We start from the raw sequence: 16,565 nt of genomic DNA on the forward strand, positions 1-16,565 counted from the left end.
AGGCCGGTCATGGCCGAGATCAAAAAACCCATCGACTATTCGCCGAGCTGGACCTTCTTCGAGGGCAAATGGCACGACGGCAATGTGCCGATCATGGGCCCGCGCACGCATGCGGCCTGGCTCGGCTCGATCGTGTTCGACGGCGCGCGCGCGTTCGAGGGCGTTGCACCCGATCTCGACCGTCACGTCGCTCGCGTCAATCAATCCGCGATCAATTTCGGCCTGAAGCCGGTGGTCGATACCGACACCTGGCTCGCGCTCGCCAACGATGGCATCGCGCGCTTTGCCGCGAATGCCGAGCTCTATATCCGTCCGATGTACTGGGCGCAGAACGGGAGCGGCGGCGGCGTGCTGTTCGACCCCGAGACCACCAATTGGTGCCTGTGCATCTACGAGGCGCCGATGCCAAAGCCTGTCGGCAACGCCATCACGTTGTCGCCGTTCCGCAGGCCCACCGCCGAATGCGCGCCGGTCGAGGCCAAGGCGGCTTGCCTCTATCCGAACAATTCGCGTGCGCTCGCGGAAGCTGCTTCGCGCGGCTTCCAGAACGCGCTGATGCTCGACATGCTCGGCAACGTCGCCGAGTTCGGCAATTCCAACGTGTTCATGGCCAAGGACGGCGTGGTCTTCACGCCGGTGCCGAACGGCACCTTCCTCGACGGCATCACGCGCCAGCGCGTCATCAGCCTGCTTCGCGGCGACGGCGTCACCGTGGTCGAGAAGACGTTGCGCTATGCCGATTTCCTGGCCGCCGACGAGATCTTTTCAACCGGCAATTTCGCCAAGGTCGCGCCCGTGATTCGCATCGACGAGCGCGAGCTGAAGCCGGGCCCGTTCTACACGAAAGCGCGAATGCTCTATTGGGACTTTGCGCATGCGGTGAAGCTGGCGGCGTAGGAGGCTGTCCCTCCGTCATTTGCGAGCGCAGCGAGGCAATCCAGGAGTTTCCCGCGGCGGTAGTCTGGATTGCTTCGCTGCGCTCGCAATGACGAGTTTGTGGATCGTGCGGCGCCGCTCACGAGCCGCGCCTGCGAAACCGGCTGAACTGAAACGCCTGCGTCGAATCCCACGGCGTGTGATGCGTCTCGCGCCGCGTCTCGACCAGCTCGAACTCCGGCCCAAGCTCCGCTGCAAGGCTGGCACTGTCGTGGCGCTGCACCGGCAGGCCGCTGCATTTCTCAGGACCATCAGGTGCAAACGTCGCAATGATGACGTGACCGCCAGGCGCAATTGCCGACCGCAGGCGCTCGACGTAAGCGGCCCTGTCGCGGAGATCGGTCAGGAAGTGAAACGCGGCGCGATCGTGCCAGACGTCGTAGGTCTTCGCCGGTTGCCACGTCGTGGCATCGGCGACGATCCAGTCGACCATCAAAGCGGCTCCGCCCAATCGCTTCTTCGCCGCGTCAAACGCTTTGGCAGAAAGGTCCAGCACGGTGACGTCGCGATATCCGTCCTGCAACAGCGCATCGACCAACCGTGATGCTCCGCCGCCGACATCGATGATGGCTGCGTCATGGTTGGGGCCGGCAGCGCGGATCATCTCGAGCGAGATCGCCGGGCTGTCCTGAAACCAGCTGACCTCGGCCTCGCCCTTGGTGGCGTAGACGTGGTCCCAATGGGTGCTTCGCTCAGACATAGCTCGCGCTTCCGTGCGCGGGCGGCGCGAATAAAAGACTACTCGTCCTTCTTCGACATCCGCTCGAGACGATCCTGCATTTCCTTCATCTGCTGGCGCAGCTCGTCGATATTGCTGTCCTTCGGTGCCTCGGCATTCGCATCGGGCTCCGGCTCGGGAGTGGCGGCCGGACGGGGCGCTGCGAACGGCTTGAACATCGAGAAGGTCTGCTGGAACAGCTCCATGTTGCGGCGGACTTGCTCCTCCAGCGGAGCAAAAGGAGTGCCGGACAGCGTGTTGGCAATCTGCTTGCGGAACTTCTCTTGCTCCTGGGTCAGAGTCGCGATCGACTGCTCCAGATATTTCGGCACCACCATCTGCATGCTGTCGCCATAGAAGCGGATCAGCTGGCGGAGGAAGGTGGTCGGCAGCAGGTTCTGGCCGGCCTTGTTCTCCTGCTCGAAAATGATCTGGGCGAGCACAGAGCGGGTGATGTCGTCGCCGGTCTTGGCGTCATAGACCAGGAAATCCTCTCCGTCCTTGACCATGGCGGCGAGGTCTTCCAGCGTTACATAGGTACTCGTCCCGGTGTTATAGAGCCGGCGGTTCGCGTATTTCTTGATTGTGGTGGGTTGGTCTGATTTCGCCATGGGCTCTCACTTGCAAGCGCGGAGAACGGGAACCTGTCGGGCAATGCCGCAGGGCGGGAAGAGTACGCAACGCAACAAAATAAGCATTTTCAAAGGGCTCACGCTACCGTTTTGTGCGGCACGGTTAATTGCAGGGCAAAATCTTGCTTGCGAAAGCGCCAAGAACGCTGTTTTGAATGCGCTGCGGTATGAATTCGGTGCCCGGCCGATTGACATGCCTCAACGACGTTAACAGGATGGCTGACAGACTGGCGATTGCTTTTCCAGCCCGCCTGCCCCCTTTACAAGAACCTCAAGCCCCAGGAGATGCCCATGTCAGACGATGTCGTCATCGTCAGCGCCGCCCGCACCCCGGTCGGAAGCTTCAACGGAGCCTTCGCGACCCTTCCCGCCCACGATCTCGGCGCCGTCGCCATCAAGGCCGCGCTGGAGCGCGCGGGCATCGAGCCCGGCCGGGTCTCCGAAGTCATCATGGGTCAGATCCTGACCGCCGCCCAGGGCCAGAACCCCGCCCGCCAGGCTTCGATCGCCGCCGGAATTCCGGTGGAGAGCCCGGCCTGGGGCGTCAACCAGCTTTGCGGCTCGGGCCTGCGCACGGTCGCGCTCGGCTACCAGGCGCTGCTCAACGGCGATTCCGAGATCGTGGTCGCCGGCGGTCAGGAGTCCATGAGCATGGCCCCGCACGCCCAGCACCTGCGCGGTGGCGTCAAGATGGGCGGTCTCGAATTGGTCGACACCATGATCAAGGACGGCCTGTGGGATGCCTTCAACGGCTATCACATGGGCAACACCGCCGAGAACGTCGCGCGCCAATGGCAGATCACCCGCGCCCAGCAGGACGAGTTCGCGGTCGCCTCGCAGCAGAAGGCCGAGGCCGCGCAGAAGGCCGGCAAGTTCAACGACGAGATCGTTCCCGTCACCATCAAGACCCGCAAGGGCGACGTCGTCGTCAGCGCCGACGAATATCCGCGCCACGGCGCCACGCTGGAGGCGATGGCGAAGCTCAAGCCGGCTTTCGAGAAGGACGGAACGGTCACCGCGGGCTCGGCCTCCGGCATCAATGACGGCGCTGCCGCCGTGGTGCTGATGACGGCCAAGCAGGCGGCCAAGGAAGGCAAGAAGCCGCTCGCGCGCATCGTGTCTTGGGCGCAGGCCGGCGTCGATCCGAAGATCATGGGCTCGGGCCCGATCCCGGCCTCGCGCGCCGCGCTGAAGAAGGCCGGCTGGAATGTCGGCGATCTCGACCTGGTCGAGGCCAACGAGGCCTTTGCGGCACAGGCCTGCGCCGTCAACAAGGACCTCGGCTGGGATACCTCGAAGGTCAACGTCAACGGCGGCGCGATCGCGATCGGCCATCCGGTCGGCGCGTCCGGCGCACGCGTGCTGGTGACGCTGCTGCACGAAATGCAGAAGCGCGATTCGAAGAAGGGCCTGGCCACGCTGTGCATCGGCGGCGGCATGGGCATCGCCATGTGTGTGGCGCGCGACTGACGACGACCCGACACGCAGCTGACGCGTGCGCCGCACACGTCAGCGCGTGCGTTGCACGCGACTAAAAAGGCAGCGGTTGCAAATCAAATATTCTTCGCAACCACGCAAGCCTCGACTAAAGAGAAACGCCCGGCTCACGCCGGGCGTTTTGTTCTTGATGTCCGTCAAACGTCCCGCATAATCCGCTGTTAAAAACGATCACGTCAGAAACGTCTGAAGAGTCCAAGGGAAGGAATACGACATGGCACGTGTTGCACTGGTGACGGGTGGTACGCGAGGCATCGGAGCGGCGATCAGCAAGGCGCTGAAGGCGGCCGGCTACAAGGTCGCGGCAAGCTATGCCGGGAACGATGCGGCGGCGGAGAAATTCAAGGCCGAGACCGGCATCGCCGTCTACAAATGGGACGTCAGCAGTTTCGACGCCTGCGCCGAGGGCGTGAAGAAGGTCGAGGCCGATCTCGGGCCGATCGAGGTGCTCGTCAACAATGCCGGCATCACCCGCGACACCGCCTTCCACAAGATGACGCTCGAGCAGTGGAACGCGGTCATCAACACCAATCTCGGCTCGCTGTTCAACATGACGCGCCAAGTCATCGAGGGCATGCGCGCGCGCAAGTTCGGCCGCATCATCTCGATCTCGTCGATCAACGGCCAGAAGGGGCAGTTCGGCCAGGTCAACTATTCCGCCGCGAAAGCCGGTGACATCGGCTTCACCAAGGCGCTCGCGCTCGAGAACGCCAAGGGCGGCATCACCGTCAATGCGATCTGCCCCGGCTACATCAACACCGAAATGGTGCAGGCGGTGCCGAAGGACGTGCTGGAGAAGAGCGTGATCCCGCAGATCCCGGCCAGCCGGCTCGGCGAGCCCGAGGAGATTGCGCGCGCGGTCGTGTTCCTCGCGGCCGACGAGTCCGGCTTCATCACCGGCTCGACGCTGACGGTCAACGGCGGCCAGTACATGGTGTGATGCGATCGCATCACGTGGGCTGATATTCGCAACATCGTCATGCCCGGGCTTGTCCTGGGCATCATGCCCTGTCATTCGGGGGCGCGCCGCGACAGCGGCGAACTATGGTGCGCAATTGCGCACCTGAGAATCTCGAGATTCCGGGTCTGGCGCTATGCGCCATCCCGGAATGACAAGGGCTCCCTCGAATGACTCCCCGCACTGCCACGCTGATCGGATTGACCGCGATCCTGATGTGGTCGCTGCTCTCAGTGATGACGGTGGCGACGGGAAAGATCCCGGCGTTTCAGCTCGCTGCGATGACCTTCGCGATTGGCGGTGTCGTCGGCCTGCTCACCTGGATCGGACGGCGCGAGGCGGCGAAAAGCCTTAAGCAGCCGCTCGTGGTCTGGGTCGTCGGCGTCGGTGGCCTGTTCGGCTATCACGCGCTGTATTTTCTCGCGCTGCGCTTCGCCCCGCCGGCCGAAGCCGGCCTTCTGAATTATCTGTGGCCGCTATTGATCGTGCTGTTCTCGTCATTCCTGCCCGGTGAGCGGCTGGCCGCGCATCACATCATCGGCGCCGTGCTCGGCCTCGTCGGCACCGTGCTGCTGTTCGCCGGCAACACCTCCGGCTTCGCGCCGGGCGCGGTGCCGGGATTGATCGCGGCCTTCATCGCCGCTTTCGTCTGGGCAAGCTATTCGGTGCTATCCCGTCGATTGAAGGCGGTGCCGACCGATGCCGTCGCGGGCTTCTGTCTCGCCACGGCCATACTGGCCGCGCTGATGCATGGCCTGCTTGAAACCACGGTCTGGCCGGAGACCACGGTGCAATGGCTCTCGGTCATCGCACTCGGCATCGGCCCCGTCGGTGCCGCGTTCTACGCCTGGGACATCGGCATGAAGCGCGGCGACATCCGCGTGCTCGGCGCCGCCTCCTACGCGACGCCGCTGCTCTCGACCGGATTCCTCATCGCTGCCGGTTTTGCCAAGGCCAGCACCAACATCGCGATTGCTGCGATCCTGATTGCCGGCGGCGGCCTGATCGCGGCGAAGGACATGGTGCTGCGGAAGAGGTGAAAATCACTACGGTTCCCAGCCCGCCGGCGCGAGCTCGAAGCCTGCGAACTCGAACGCGGGCGCCACGGTGCAGCCGACCAGCGTCCATTCGCCCGTGGTTTCCGCCATCTGCCAGGCATTCGCCGGCACGATGGCCTGCGGCCGCTCGCCGCTGACGAGGTCGGTGCCGAGCCGTACCTCGTGCTGCGAGCAGCCGTCATGGGCGATGCGCAGCATCAAGGGACTGCCGGCGTAATAGTGCCAGGTCTCGACCGCATCGACGCGATGCCAGTGCGAACGCTCGCCGCGCGCGAGCAGGAAGTAGATCAGGGTCGAGCGCGAACGCCCGTTGGCGTCCGTGGCTTGATCGCGAAACGTTTCGCGGTAGTGCCCGCCTTCGGGATGCGGCCGGAGTTCGAGGCGCGCGATGATCTCGGCTGCGGTCGGCATCGATGCCCGCCAGGATTTGTTCTTCAGGACTTGTTCTTGCGCTCGCGGAGTTCGCCGAACACTGCGGCGGGATCCGCGCCCTTCATGTGCAGCTTGGCCGCGACCGCCGGCTCATCGGCGCGCAGGAACACGTTTGCGCGCTTCTCGTCACCCAGCAGCGAGGGAATGGTCGGCTTGTTCTCGGCCCGGAGCTTCGTCACCTCCGCGGCGCGCGCCTGCAGCGCCGCATTGTCCGGCTCGATGGTGAGAGCGAACTTGACGTTGGACGCCGTGTATTCGTGGCCGCAATAGAGCTTGAAGTCGTCGGGCAGGGCGCGCAGCTTCAGGAGCGAATCCCACATCATCGGATAGGTGCCCTCGAAGACGCGGCCGCATCCGATCGAGAACAGCGTATCGGCGGCGAACACCGCCTTCTCATTGTCGAACACGTAGGAGATATGGTCGAGCGTGTGGCCGGGCGTCTCCACGACACGCGCCAGCAAATTGCCGATCTTGATCACGTCGGCATTGGCGACGCGCAGGTCGACATTCGCAATCTTCGTCGTCTTGTCGTGCGGTGCGACGACGCGGCAATTGTATCTCTGCTTGAGTTCGGCAACCCCCCGACATGATCGCCATGATGATGGGTGATCAGGATGTCGGTCAGCTGCCAGCCCTCGCGCTCCAGGGCCTCGAGGATGGGACCGGCCTCCGGCGCGTCGATCGATGCCGTCGCTTTGGTTTCCACATCGTGGATCAGATAACCGAAATTGTCGTTTAAACAGGTGAAAGTACGAATTTCGGCGGCCATGTCATCTCCATCGCGCCCAGCCCCGGCAGACAAATATGGCGTTAACGTTGCGCAGGCAATGCAATATTCCGCGCGCAGCGGCGCCCTCGCGCATGTTACATTGCCGTCATGACCATCGACGTCGTCGACCTCCGCGAGTTCTACTCCCGCCGCCTCGGGATCGTGGCGCGGCAAATGATCAATCGCGGCATCAGGGAACGCTGGCCCAACGCCGCGGGCCAGCGCGTGCTCGGCATCGGCTATCCGACGCCCTATCTGGGGTTGTTCCGCGAGGACGCCGAGCGGTGCATCGCCTTCATGCCGGCGGCCCAGGGCGTCCTGAAATGGCCGACGGGCCGGCCGGCGCTGGCCTCGTTGGTGGATGAGTTCTCGCTGCCGCTTCCTGACGCTGCCGTCGACCGCATCCTGCTGGTCCACGCGCTGGAGATGTCGGACGATCCGGCTGCGCTGCTGCGCGAAGTGTGGCGGGTGCTGGCGCCCTCGGGGCGCGTCATCGCCGTGATCCCGAACCGGCGGGGGGTTTGGACCCGCACCGACAGCACGCCGTTCGGCCACGGCCGGCCCTATTCGCGCTCGCAGATCACCGAGCTCTTGCGCCAGACCTGGTTCACGCCGACCGCCTGGGGCGAGGCACTGTTCATGCCGCCTTATGCCGGCGGCTGGGTGTTGAAATCGGCGCAGATGTGGGAGCGTGCCGGTGCGGCGTTGTCGCTGCCCTTTGCCGGCGTCCATATCGTGGAGGCGACCAAGCAGGTCTACCGCGCGATCCCCGCCAAGCGCGAGCGCGTACGGCTCATTCCCTCGCTCGCGAAGCCGGTGCTGGTGCCGTCCTCGACGACGGTGACGCGGAGTTAGCTTCACCTCTCCTTACGGGCCTGACGGGACGGGTGATCCGTGCCCGTGCGTTCCCATAGATTCAACCAACGCACATCGTCACAAACAAATCGTCCCGGCGAGGCCGGGACGATCCAGATCAGAAAATCAGAAGGAGCTTACTCGCCCGGGGCGACCTCGTCGCTGGACGCGGCGGGAGCCGCTTCGCGCTCGGGACGCGGCCCATGCGGCCGGCGCCGCCGGCGCGGATAACGCTCGCCGCCACCGCCGCCCTCGAAGCCGCCCTGGCCGCCGTTCACCTGCGGCTGCGCGCCGGTGATGAAGGACGGCAGGCGGTCGACACCGCCGGCATCGGCGATGACGGGCTGCGGCTGGTTCGCGGGCTGCGGCTGCGGCTGATATTGCGGCTGCGGACGATGGTCGCGTTCGCGGTGCTCGCGCGGCTGCTGGTTGTCACGCTGGTAGGGCTGCTGGTTGTCTCGCGGCTGGTGATCACGCTGGTGGTGATCGCGCTGGCCATCGCGGTCGCGCATGAAGGGCTGCTGCTGGGGCTGCGGGACGAAACCCGGCTCCTGGCCGAAGGCCGAGAAATTCTCGCCGTCGTCCTCGCCGTCGTCGCTGCTGCTGATGGGCTCATCGCCGCGCGGTTGCTGGTTCTGGCGGAACTGCTCCTGGGCCGCCGCGATCAGGCGGAAATAATGCTCGGCGTGCTGGTAGTAGTTCTCGGCTGCAACGGGGTCGCCGGAAGAGCGCGCGTCACGCGCAAGCTGGAGATACTTTTCGGCGATGTGCGAAGCGGTGCCGCGAATCTTGATGTCGGGTCCGTTGGATTCGTAGACCCGGGTCATCGGGTTCTGGCCGCGTCGGTTGTTGTTATTGTTGTTGCGGTTGCGCATCCGCTGCTTGTTTTGACCGTTTCTCATGTCCTGCCTTTAATTCCAGCCCTAAAGATTGCACGCATACTGATTGCTAGGAGTGACCTGGTGCCAGCGGCTCACACCTCTCGCGCGCACCGCGCGCAAAAGCGGATCGAACCCTGCCGATGTTCGTCGACCGTCGCGTTCAACAAAGACGCGTTCCCCACTCGCCAGCATTCATTGCCAGCGAACCCATTCATTTCGCTTGCCGAAACAAGCCCAGCTTTCTTGCGTCAGTCTTCAAGCGCAATATCTGGCTTTCGTTCACGTTGCGGTCGGAGAGCAGCGCAGCTCCACTGGCCATCGCGCTCAACAGGACCTGCGGCTTGGAACCTTTAAATCAGTAAAGCTCTCGCCCGAGAGCCCGGCTTTCGCCCGTAGGTCTACGGGGCCGGCACCGATGTGTTGAACGGAACGTAGTCGTTCCCAGGCGATATTCCAAGAGGTTTTTGCAGCCCAAACCGGCTTTTATGGGGGCATTTTTCGGGCCGAAACCGCCCGTGGAATGCCTGCCAAGTCGGCCTTGGGTGGCCTGTCCAGCGATAACGCGGCGCCCCTCATCAAGGTTTCAATATTTTGGGCCTGGCCCTGTCCGGCCTCGACGATCAGCGCCCCGCCGGGGGCGAGGCGCTCGGCCGCCTGCGGGATCAGGGCGCGGTAGGCGTCATATCCGTCATTGCCGCCGTCGAGCGCCAGATGCGGATCATGCTCGCGCACCTCGATGCTCAATTTCGGAATCTCGCCCGAGGGAATATAGGGCGGGTTCGAGACGATGAGATCGAACGGGCCGCGGAGCGCCGCCGCATAGGAGCAGGCGACGAAGGCGGCGCGGTCGGCGAGGCCGAGCGCCGCGGCATTGTTCCTGGCCGTTTTGAGCGCGTTCAGGCTGAGGTCGGTGCCGACGCCGAAAGCATCCGGAATTTCGTGCAGCAGCGCGAGCAGGATCGCGCCCGATCCGGTGCCGATGTCGGCGATGCGGGGCGGATGGGACGCCTGCCGCTCGCGAAAGATTTCGAGCGCAAGCTCGACCACGGTTTCGGTGTCGGGCCGCGGAACCAGGGTTGCTTCCGACAGGCGGAAGGGCAGGCCCCAGAATTCGCGTGTCCCGAGAATGCGCGCCACAGGCTCGCCAGCGATGCGGCGCTGCGCATGCTGCGCCAGCCGCGATGCTTCGGCTGCGGTGAGAGGACGGGCCGCCTGCGTGGCCAGACCGGTGAGGTCGAGGCCGAGCGCCGCACTGATCAGGGTGCGGGCGTCGAGCTCGGCTTCGTCGAGCTGTGCCGATTTCAGCTGCGCAGCCAGCGTACGCCGGGCGCGCTCGATGGATTGTCCGGCGAAAGGGTTGCTCACGCTTCAGGCCGCCGCGCCCTGCGCAGCGAGCTGTGCGGCCTGGTGCTCTGTCGTCAATGCGTCGATCAATTCGCCCAGCGCTTCACCCGCGATCACCTGCGGCAGCTTGTAGAGCGTCAGGTTGATGCGATGGTCGGTGACGCGCCCTTGCGGGAAATTATAGGTGCGGATGCGCTCGGAGCGGTCGCCGGAGCCGACCTTCTCCTTGCGCTCGGCCGAGCGTGCGGCGTCGACACGCTGGCGCTCGGCGTCGTAGATGCGTGAGCGCAGGATGTTCATGGCCGAGGCGCGGTTCTTGTGCTGCGAGCGGCTGTCCTGCATCATCACCACGATGCCGGTCGGGATGTGGGTGATGCGGATCGCCGATTCGGTCTTGTTGACGTGCTGACCGCCCGCGCCTTGCGCGCGCATGGTCTCGATCCGCAGATCCTCGTTCTTGATGTCGACGTCGACGTCTTCGACCTCCGGCAGCACGGCCACGGTCGCTGCCGAGGTGTGGATGCGCCCCTGCGTCTCGGTGTCGGGCACGCGCTGCACGCGGTGCACGCCGGATTCGAATTTCAGCTTCGAGAACGCGCCGCGGCCCTGCACCTCCGCGATGATTTCCTTGTAGCCGCCGACCGTGCCTTCGCTCGCCGAGATCACCTCCACCTTCCAGCCCTGCAAGGCCGCGAAGCGCTCGTACATCCGGAACAGGTCGCCGGCGAACAGCGAGGCCTCGTCGCCGCCGGTGCCGGCGCGGATTTCCAGCACCACGTTGCGGTCGTCCATGGCGTCCTTGGGCAAGAGCGCGACGCGGATCTTCTGGACCAGTTCCTCGATTCTGGGCGTCAGCTCGTCGCGCTCGGCTTCCGCCATGCTCCGCATCTCGGCATCGGTGGCGGGATCGGCGATCAGCGCCTCGGCGTCGGCGAGCTCCTTGACCGCGGAACGATAGGCTTTCACCGCCTCGACCAGCGGCGTGATCTCGGCGAGCTCGCGCGTGATCTGCACATATCGCTCGGAGGTGAGCTGCCCGAGCGATTCGGCCTCGAGCGAGGCGTGATGCGCGAGCAGGACGTCCAGTTTTGCTTCGGGGAGTGACGACATCGGTTCGGTCTCAAAGGGCGGAAGAAGGCGAGGCAGCAGGGAGCAGCGGCAGGTCCGCTACAACGCAAGGCCCTCGGCCTCCGCAAATTCCGTCAGCTTCTGCCGGATCGAGACGCTGCCCGCCGGCGCATCCAGCAGAGGGTTGAGTATGGCTTCGGCCTTCTTGGCGTCGAGGTCGAGCACCATCGCCTTGACCGGGCCGAGCGCAGTCGCCGAAAGCGACAGCGAGCGGTAGCCCAGCGCGATCAGCGCCAGCGCGCCGATCGGCTTGGACGCCATCTCGCCGCAGAGCGACAGCGACTTCTGCGCCGCGTGCGCCTTGCGTGCGATGTCGCGCAGCGCGCGCAGGATCGGCGCCGACATGGTGTCGAAGCGTTCGGACACCTTGGCATTGCCGCGGTCGACCGCGAACAGGAACTGGAACAGGTCGTTGGAACCGACCGAGATGAAATCGACCTTCTTCAGGAGCTCGTCGAGCTGATAGAGCAGAGCCGGCACCTCGACCATGGTGCCGATATCGATTCTTTCAGGCAGCGTGTGGCCGTGCTGGCGCAAGTAAGTGAGCTCGCGCTCGACCAGCGCCTTGGCTGCGTCGAATTCGGCGACCTCCGAGATCATCGGGAACATGATGCGCAGCGCGCGGCCGCCGCCGGCGCGCAGCAGCGCGCGGATCTGGCCGCGCAACAGGCCGGGGCGATCGAGCCCGAGCCGGATCGCGCGCCAGCCGAGCGCGGGATTTTCTTCGATCACCGCTTCCATATAGGGCAGCGCCTTGTCGCCGCCGATATCGAGGGTGCGGAACGTGACCGGCTTGCTGCCGGCGGCATCCAGAACGGTGCGATAGAGCGCGAGCTGGTCGCTGGTGCGCGGCAGGCTCTGGCCGACCATGAATTGCAGCTCGGTGCGGAACAGGCCGATGCCGGCGCTGCCGGTGTCCTCGATATGCGGCAGGTCGATGGCCAACCCTGCGTTGATCATCAGCTCGACCTTCTGGCCGTCCTTGGTGACGCAGGGCCGGTCGCGCAGCGCCAGATACTGTGCCTGGCGGCGGGCCCGGAAGCGCACGCGCTCGGCGAAGGCGGCCTCGATCTCCTGCGACGGGCGCACATAGATCGTGCCGGAGGTGCCGTCGACGATGATGGGGTCGCCGGGATCGGCGATGCCGGGGGCGTTCGGGACTTCGCCGACGGCGGGAATGCCGAGCGCACGTGCCACGATCGAGACGTGGGAATTGGCGGTGCCTTCCTCCAGCACGATGCCGCGCAGGCGCTTGCGGTCGTAATCGAGCAGCGCCGCCGGGCCCATGGCGCGGGCGATGACGATGGCGTTGTCGGGCAGTTGCTCGCGTGAAGGCGCATGATCCTGGCCGACGAGCTGTCGCATCAGGCGGTAGCCGAGATCCTCGAGATCGTGCAGGCGGTCGCGCAGATAGGGATCGGTCGAGCGCAGCATGCGCGCGCGGGTGTCGGACTGCACACGCTCGACGGCGGCCTCCGCCGTGAGGCCGGTGGCGACCGCCTCGTGCAGCTTGTGCGACCAGCCCTGGTCGTTGGCGAACATGCGGTAGGCTTCCAGCACGTCGCGATGCTCGCCGCCGTCGGCGACGTCGCCGCGCTCCAGCATGCGGTCGAGATCGGCGCGCAGCTTGGCCAGTGCGCTGTCGAGCCGCTTGATCTCCTTCGGCAGGTCCTCGGCGATGTAGTCCTTGATGACGACGCGCGGCTCGTGCAGCACGACGTGGCCGAGCGCGATGCCTTCCGAGAGGATGGCGCCGACCTTCTGCGCGGAATGGCGTGCGGCCGGCTCCAGGCCGGGCTTGGCGAGCGCCGACAGCTCGCCCGAGGCGATCAGCTCCGCCAGCACCATGGCGGTGGTTTGCAGCGCCTCGAGTTCCTCCTCGACATAGTTGCGCTTGGCGCGATTCTGCACCACCAGCACGCCGAGCGTGTTGCCGGCGCGCAGGATCGGCACGCCGAGGAAGGAGTGATAAATTTCTTCGCCGGTTTCGGGGCGGAACGAGAAGGCCGGGTGGCTCTGCGCATCGCTGAGGTTGAGCGGCGTCGCCTCGCTGGCGACGAGGCCGACGAGGCCCTCATGGGCGCTGAGCACGGTGTGGTGCACCGCCTCGCGGTTGAGGCCTTCAGTGGCGTAGAGCTCGAGCGTGTTGTCGACGCGCAGCACGTAGACCGAACACACCTCGGCCACCATGTTGGCGGCGATCAGCACCACGATCTTGTCCAGCCGCTCCTGGGCCGAGACCTGCTCCGCCATGGTTTCGCGGAGCCGTCTCAACAAGACGCGGGGACCTCCCGACGCGCTCCGCATGAACCGTCAATCTCCTCCGTCTGCCGGACCCGGCGATATCGGCCGGCGGCTGGCCCAAAATTCCAGAAAAACAACCAAATTGTTTGTCCGGCGCAGGCACAAGCCCAAAAATCTACTCGAGATTTGGCACTTGTACCGAATCAGCGCCGCCTGAACTGGGACACAGTCTGCGGCAGCCCACCCTGTCCGCCGTATAGCGAATTGAGGCTTGTTTTGCCAAGCAAAACGCCTGCCAAACGCGAAGGTGTGTACACCCCAGCGTTTGCTGCGACCGCTAAGAGAAAATTAGCCCAGGCATGGTCCGGAAAAGTGCGGAGCGGTTTTCCGGAAAGACCATGCTCAAACGACGATCTGAAGCGCGACGACGGGTCGTGCTTTAGGCCTGGTCGAGGCCGTAGAGCGTGTGCAGGGTGCGCACCGCAAGCTCGGTATAGGCGGTGTCGATCAAGACCGAGAATTTGATCTCGGAGGTTGTAATGGCCCGGATGTTGATGTTCCGCCCCGCAAGGGCCGAGAACGCCTGGGCGGCGACGCCGGCATGGCTGCGCATGCCGCTGCCGATCACCGAGATCTTGGCGACGTCGGTGGCGGTATCGAGCCGTGCATAGCCGATCTTGGCCTTGGCCGCGGTAATCGTCTCCTTGGCGCGGGTGTAGTCGGCCGCCGGCACCGTGAAGGTGAGGTCGGTGGTCTTGCCGTCCTCGGAAACATTTTGCACGATCATGTCGACGTTGATGTTGGCCTCCGCCAGGGGGCCGAAGATCGAGGCCGCAACGCCAGGCTTGTCCTCGATGTGGCGCACCGAGATCTGGGCCTCGTCCTTCGAAAAGGCGATGCCGGTGACGACGTGGCTTTCCATGATCTCCTCCTCGCTGCAGATCAGCGTGCCGGGCGGCTGGTTGGCATGCGGGTCGATATCCTCGGGCTTGTCGAAGCTCGAGCGGACGAAGATCGGCATGTTGTGGACCATGCCGAGTTCCACGGAGCGGACCTGGAGCACTTTGGCGCCCTGCGAGGCCAGTTCCAGCATGTCTTCGAACGCGATCTTGTCGAGCCTCTTGGCCTTCGGCACGATTCGCGGGTCGGTGGTGTAGACCCCGTCGACGTCGGTGTAGATGTCGCAACGGTCCGCCTTGACGGCGGCGGCGATCGCCACGGCCGAGGTGTCGGAGCCGCCGCGGCCGAGCGTGGTGATGCGACCCGTCTCGGGGGTGATGCCCTGGAAGCCGGCGATGACCGCGACCTCCTTGCGCTCCTTGAAACGCTTGATGATCTCGCTGCCGTCGATGTCCTCGATCCGGGCCGAGGCATGGGCGTCGCTGGTCTTGATCGGGATCTGCCAGCCCTGCCAGGAGCGGGCCTGGATGCCCATGCCCTGGAGCACGATGGCAAGAAGGCCGGACGTCACCTGTTCGCCCGAGGCGACCACGGCGTCGTATTCGCGCGCATCGTGCATCGGCGAGGCCTCTGTGCACCAGGCCACCAGCTCGTTGGTCTTGCCAGCCATCGCCGAGACGACCACGGCCACTTCATGGCCGGCATCGACCTCACGCTTCACATGGCGTGCGACGTTGCGGATACGTTCGATGTTGGCGACGGACGTGCCGCCGAATTTCATCACGAGGCGGCTCATGACGACGCGTGCATTCCTTCATAAGGATCAGTATGGTGACCCGCACCGGACATGCCTCACGGGCACCGACCGCGCGTATACAGAGCGGCGGGGCCCGGGGCAAGCGGGTTCCTGCGGGGGCAGGGTGCGGGGGAGTGGGTTAACCGAGATCATGGCGCGCTATATCGACGAGATCCTGCAACCGGGCGAGCGGGTGCTGTATTCGACCAATGCGCACTGGATCTTCTACTTTCCGGCCATCGTGGCCTGGATCGTGGCGCTGGTTTTGTTCATCCTGTCGCGGCAGGCCACCGCCGAGGGGCTGGTTTTGCTTTGCCTCGTTGCCTCCGGTCTCGTGGCTCTGGCGGCCCTGTACTGGACCATCAAGGGCTGGTTCCATCGCTTCACCACCGAGACCGACGTCACCAACCTCAGGGTCGTGCACAAGACCGGCTTCATCAGGCGCCGAACCTTCGAGATGGCGCTCGACAAGGTCGAGAGCGTCGACGTCGACCAGACCATTCTTGGACGTATTCTCAACTACGGCGACGTGACGATTCGCGGCGTCGGCGAGGGGATCGAGACGATCAAGACGATCGCCTCGCCGCTCGCTTTCCGTAGTTCGATCACCACGCGGTAGGACCGCGCGTAACCATGAGCATGCAGCAAAATACTTCCCTCTCCGCCCAGCCGGGCTCGACCGTCGACGCGGCCGAGATCGCGAAATTCTCAAAACTTTCGGCGGAGTGGTGGGACCCCAAGGGCAAGATGGCGCCGCTGCACCGGATCAACCCGCTGCGGCTCGGCTATATCCGCGACGCCGCCTGCCGCAAGTTCGAGCGCAACGTCCGCAGCCTCAATTGCCTCGGGTCCTTGCGCGTGCTCGACATCGGCTGCGGCGCCGGCCTGCTCTGCGAACCGCTCTCGCGCCTGGGGGCTCAGGTCATCGGCATCGACCCTTCGGCGAGCAACATCGCGGCGGCGAAGCTGCACGCCGACAAGAGCCATCTTGCGATCGACTATCGCTGCACCACGGTGGAGGAGATCGACCCGCGCGAGCGCTTCGACATCGTGCTGGCGATGGAGGTGGTCGAGCACGTCACCGACGTCGGCATCTTCCTGAAGCGCTGCGCCTCAATGCTGAAGCCGAACGGCCTGATGGTGGTCTCGACGCTGAACCGCAACTGGAAGAGCTTCGCCCTTGCCATCGTCGGCGCCGAATACGTGCTGCGCTGGCTGCCGCGCGGCACTCACGAATGGAACAAGTTCGTCACGCCGGACGAGCTGACCAAATATCTGCTCGACAACCGCCTCGTCATCACCGAGCAGACCGGCGTCGTCTACTCACCGTTCGCCGATAAATGGAGCCTCTCGTCCGACATGGACGTGAACTATATGGTTGTCGCGGAAGCGATGGTGTGAGGCTGTGGCGCGATCT

General features: G+C 64.8%; 15 protein-coding genes and 1 pseudogene. 7 read left to right on the forward strand and 9 right to left on the reverse strand.

The features are described from left to right. The first annotated feature begins 9 nt into the window (after positions 1–9). Positions 10–897, forward strand: a complete 888-nt coding sequence (locus BRAD3257_RS02540) for a branched-chain amino acid aminotransferase (RefSeq protein WP_122400522.1) — start codon at positions 10–12, stop codon at positions 895–897. A gap of 118 nt (positions 898–1,015) precedes the next feature. Here BRAD3257_RS02540 and BRAD3257_RS02545 read toward each other — a convergent pair whose 3' ends face one another. Continuing rightward, the gene (locus BRAD3257_RS02545; protein WP_122400523.1) at positions 1,016–1,636 is read right to left on the reverse strand and encodes a class I SAM-dependent methyltransferase; all 621 of its coding nucleotides are present in this window, start codon (positions 1,634–1,636) and stop codon (positions 1,016–1,018) included. A 38-nt stretch (positions 1,637–1,674) separates the two neighbouring features. Further along, on the reverse strand, positions 1,675–2,265 hold the full coding sequence (gene phaR / locus BRAD3257_RS02550; protein WP_122400524.1) for a polyhydroxyalkanoate synthesis repressor PhaR: 591 nt from the start codon (positions 2,263–2,265) through the stop codon (positions 1,675–1,677). Between the two features lie 312 nt (positions 2,266–2,577). Between phaR and BRAD3257_RS02555 the strand changes: the two genes are divergently transcribed. The 3 genes from BRAD3257_RS02555 to yddG all read left to right on the forward strand — a co-directional run bounded on the left by BRAD3257_RS02555 (position 2,578) and on the right by yddG (position 5,781). Further along, on the forward strand, positions 2,578–3,756 hold the full coding sequence (locus BRAD3257_RS02555; RefSeq protein WP_122400525.1) for an acetyl-CoA C-acetyltransferase: 1,179 nt from the start codon (positions 2,578–2,580) through the stop codon (positions 3,754–3,756). Between the two features lie 241 nt (positions 3,757–3,997). Then, the gene (gene phbB, locus BRAD3257_RS02560; protein WP_122400526.1) at positions 3,998–4,723 is read left to right on the forward strand and encodes an acetoacetyl-CoA reductase; all 726 of its coding nucleotides are present in this window, start codon (positions 3,998–4,000) and stop codon (positions 4,721–4,723) included. Between the two features lie 188 nt (positions 4,724–4,911). Next, positions 4,912–5,781 (forward strand): aromatic amino acid exporter YddG, encoded by an 870-nt coding sequence (gene yddG, locus BRAD3257_RS02565; RefSeq protein ID WP_122400527.1) that lies wholly within the window; start codon positions 4,912–4,914, stop codon positions 5,779–5,781. 6 nt (positions 5,782–5,787) lie between these two features. Here the strand turns inward: yddG and BRAD3257_RS02570 are convergent, their stop codons facing one another. Next, complete coding sequence (locus tag BRAD3257_RS02570; protein ID WP_027577422.1) at positions 5,788–6,210, reverse strand: cupin domain-containing protein; 423 nt, start codon at positions 6,208–6,210, stop codon at positions 5,788–5,790. Positions 6,211–6,233: 23 nt separating this feature from the next. Beyond that, positions 6,234–7,000: pseudogene (gene gloB / locus BRAD3257_RS02575) on the reverse strand (hydroxyacylglutathione hydrolase). A 108-nt stretch (positions 7,001–7,108) separates the two neighbouring features. On the opposite strand from gloB, the gene BRAD3257_RS02580 reads away from it, so the two are divergent. Then, positions 7,109–7,855 carry a class I SAM-dependent methyltransferase gene (locus BRAD3257_RS02580; protein WP_122400528.1) on the forward strand — a complete coding sequence of 249 codons (747 nt, stop codon included), beginning with the start codon at positions 7,109–7,111 and terminating at the stop codon, positions 7,853–7,855. Positions 7,856–7,992: 137 nt separating this feature from the next. On the opposite strand, the gene BRAD3257_RS02585 is transcribed toward BRAD3257_RS02580, so the two are convergent. The 5 genes from BRAD3257_RS02585 to BRAD3257_RS02605 form a co-directional block, all read right to left on the reverse strand. After that, positions 7,993–8,757 (reverse strand): DUF4167 domain-containing protein, encoded by a 765-nt coding sequence (locus BRAD3257_RS02585; RefSeq protein WP_122400529.1) that lies wholly within the window; start codon positions 8,755–8,757, stop codon positions 7,993–7,995. A gap of 462 nt (positions 8,758–9,219) precedes the next feature. Continuing rightward, complete coding sequence (gene prmC, locus BRAD3257_RS02590; protein WP_122400530.1) at positions 9,220–10,101, reverse strand: peptide chain release factor N(5)-glutamine methyltransferase; 882 nt, start codon at positions 10,099–10,101, stop codon at positions 9,220–9,222. A 3-nt stretch (positions 10,102–10,104) separates the two neighbouring features. Continuing rightward, entirely contained in the window at positions 10,105–11,190 is a 1,086-nt protein-coding gene (gene prfA / locus BRAD3257_RS02595; RefSeq protein WP_122400531.1) for a peptide chain release factor 1, read from the reverse strand. 57 nt (positions 11,191–11,247) lie between these two features. Next, the gene (ptsP, locus tag BRAD3257_RS02600; protein ID WP_122400532.1) at positions 11,248–13,515 is read right to left on the reverse strand and encodes a phosphoenolpyruvate--protein phosphotransferase; all 2,268 of its coding nucleotides are present in this window, start codon (positions 13,513–13,515) and stop codon (positions 11,248–11,250) included. Positions 13,516–13,891: 376 nt separating this feature from the next. Next, positions 13,892–15,148, reverse strand: a complete 1,257-nt coding sequence (locus BRAD3257_RS02605) for an aspartate kinase (RefSeq protein WP_122400533.1) — start codon at positions 15,146–15,148, stop codon at positions 13,892–13,894. 151 nt (positions 15,149–15,299) lie between these two features. Between BRAD3257_RS02605 and BRAD3257_RS02610 the strand changes: the two genes are divergently transcribed. Continuing rightward, positions 15,300–15,767 (forward strand): PH domain-containing protein, encoded by a 468-nt coding sequence (locus tag BRAD3257_RS02610; RefSeq protein ID WP_122400534.1) that lies wholly within the window; start codon positions 15,300–15,302, stop codon positions 15,765–15,767. A gap of 14 nt (positions 15,768–15,781) precedes the next feature. After that, positions 15,782–16,549 (forward strand): bifunctional 2-polyprenyl-6-hydroxyphenol methylase/3-demethylubiquinol 3-O-methyltransferase UbiG, encoded by a 768-nt coding sequence (gene ubiG, locus BRAD3257_RS02615; protein WP_162500077.1) that lies wholly within the window; start codon positions 15,782–15,784, stop codon positions 16,547–16,549. Positions 16,550–16,565 lie beyond the last annotated feature (16 nt).

It is taken from the genome of Bradyrhizobium vignae (assembly GCF_900324035.1).
GTDB classification, from domain to species: Bacteria; Pseudomonadota; Alphaproteobacteria; order Rhizobiales; family Xanthobacteraceae; genus Bradyrhizobium; species Bradyrhizobium vignae.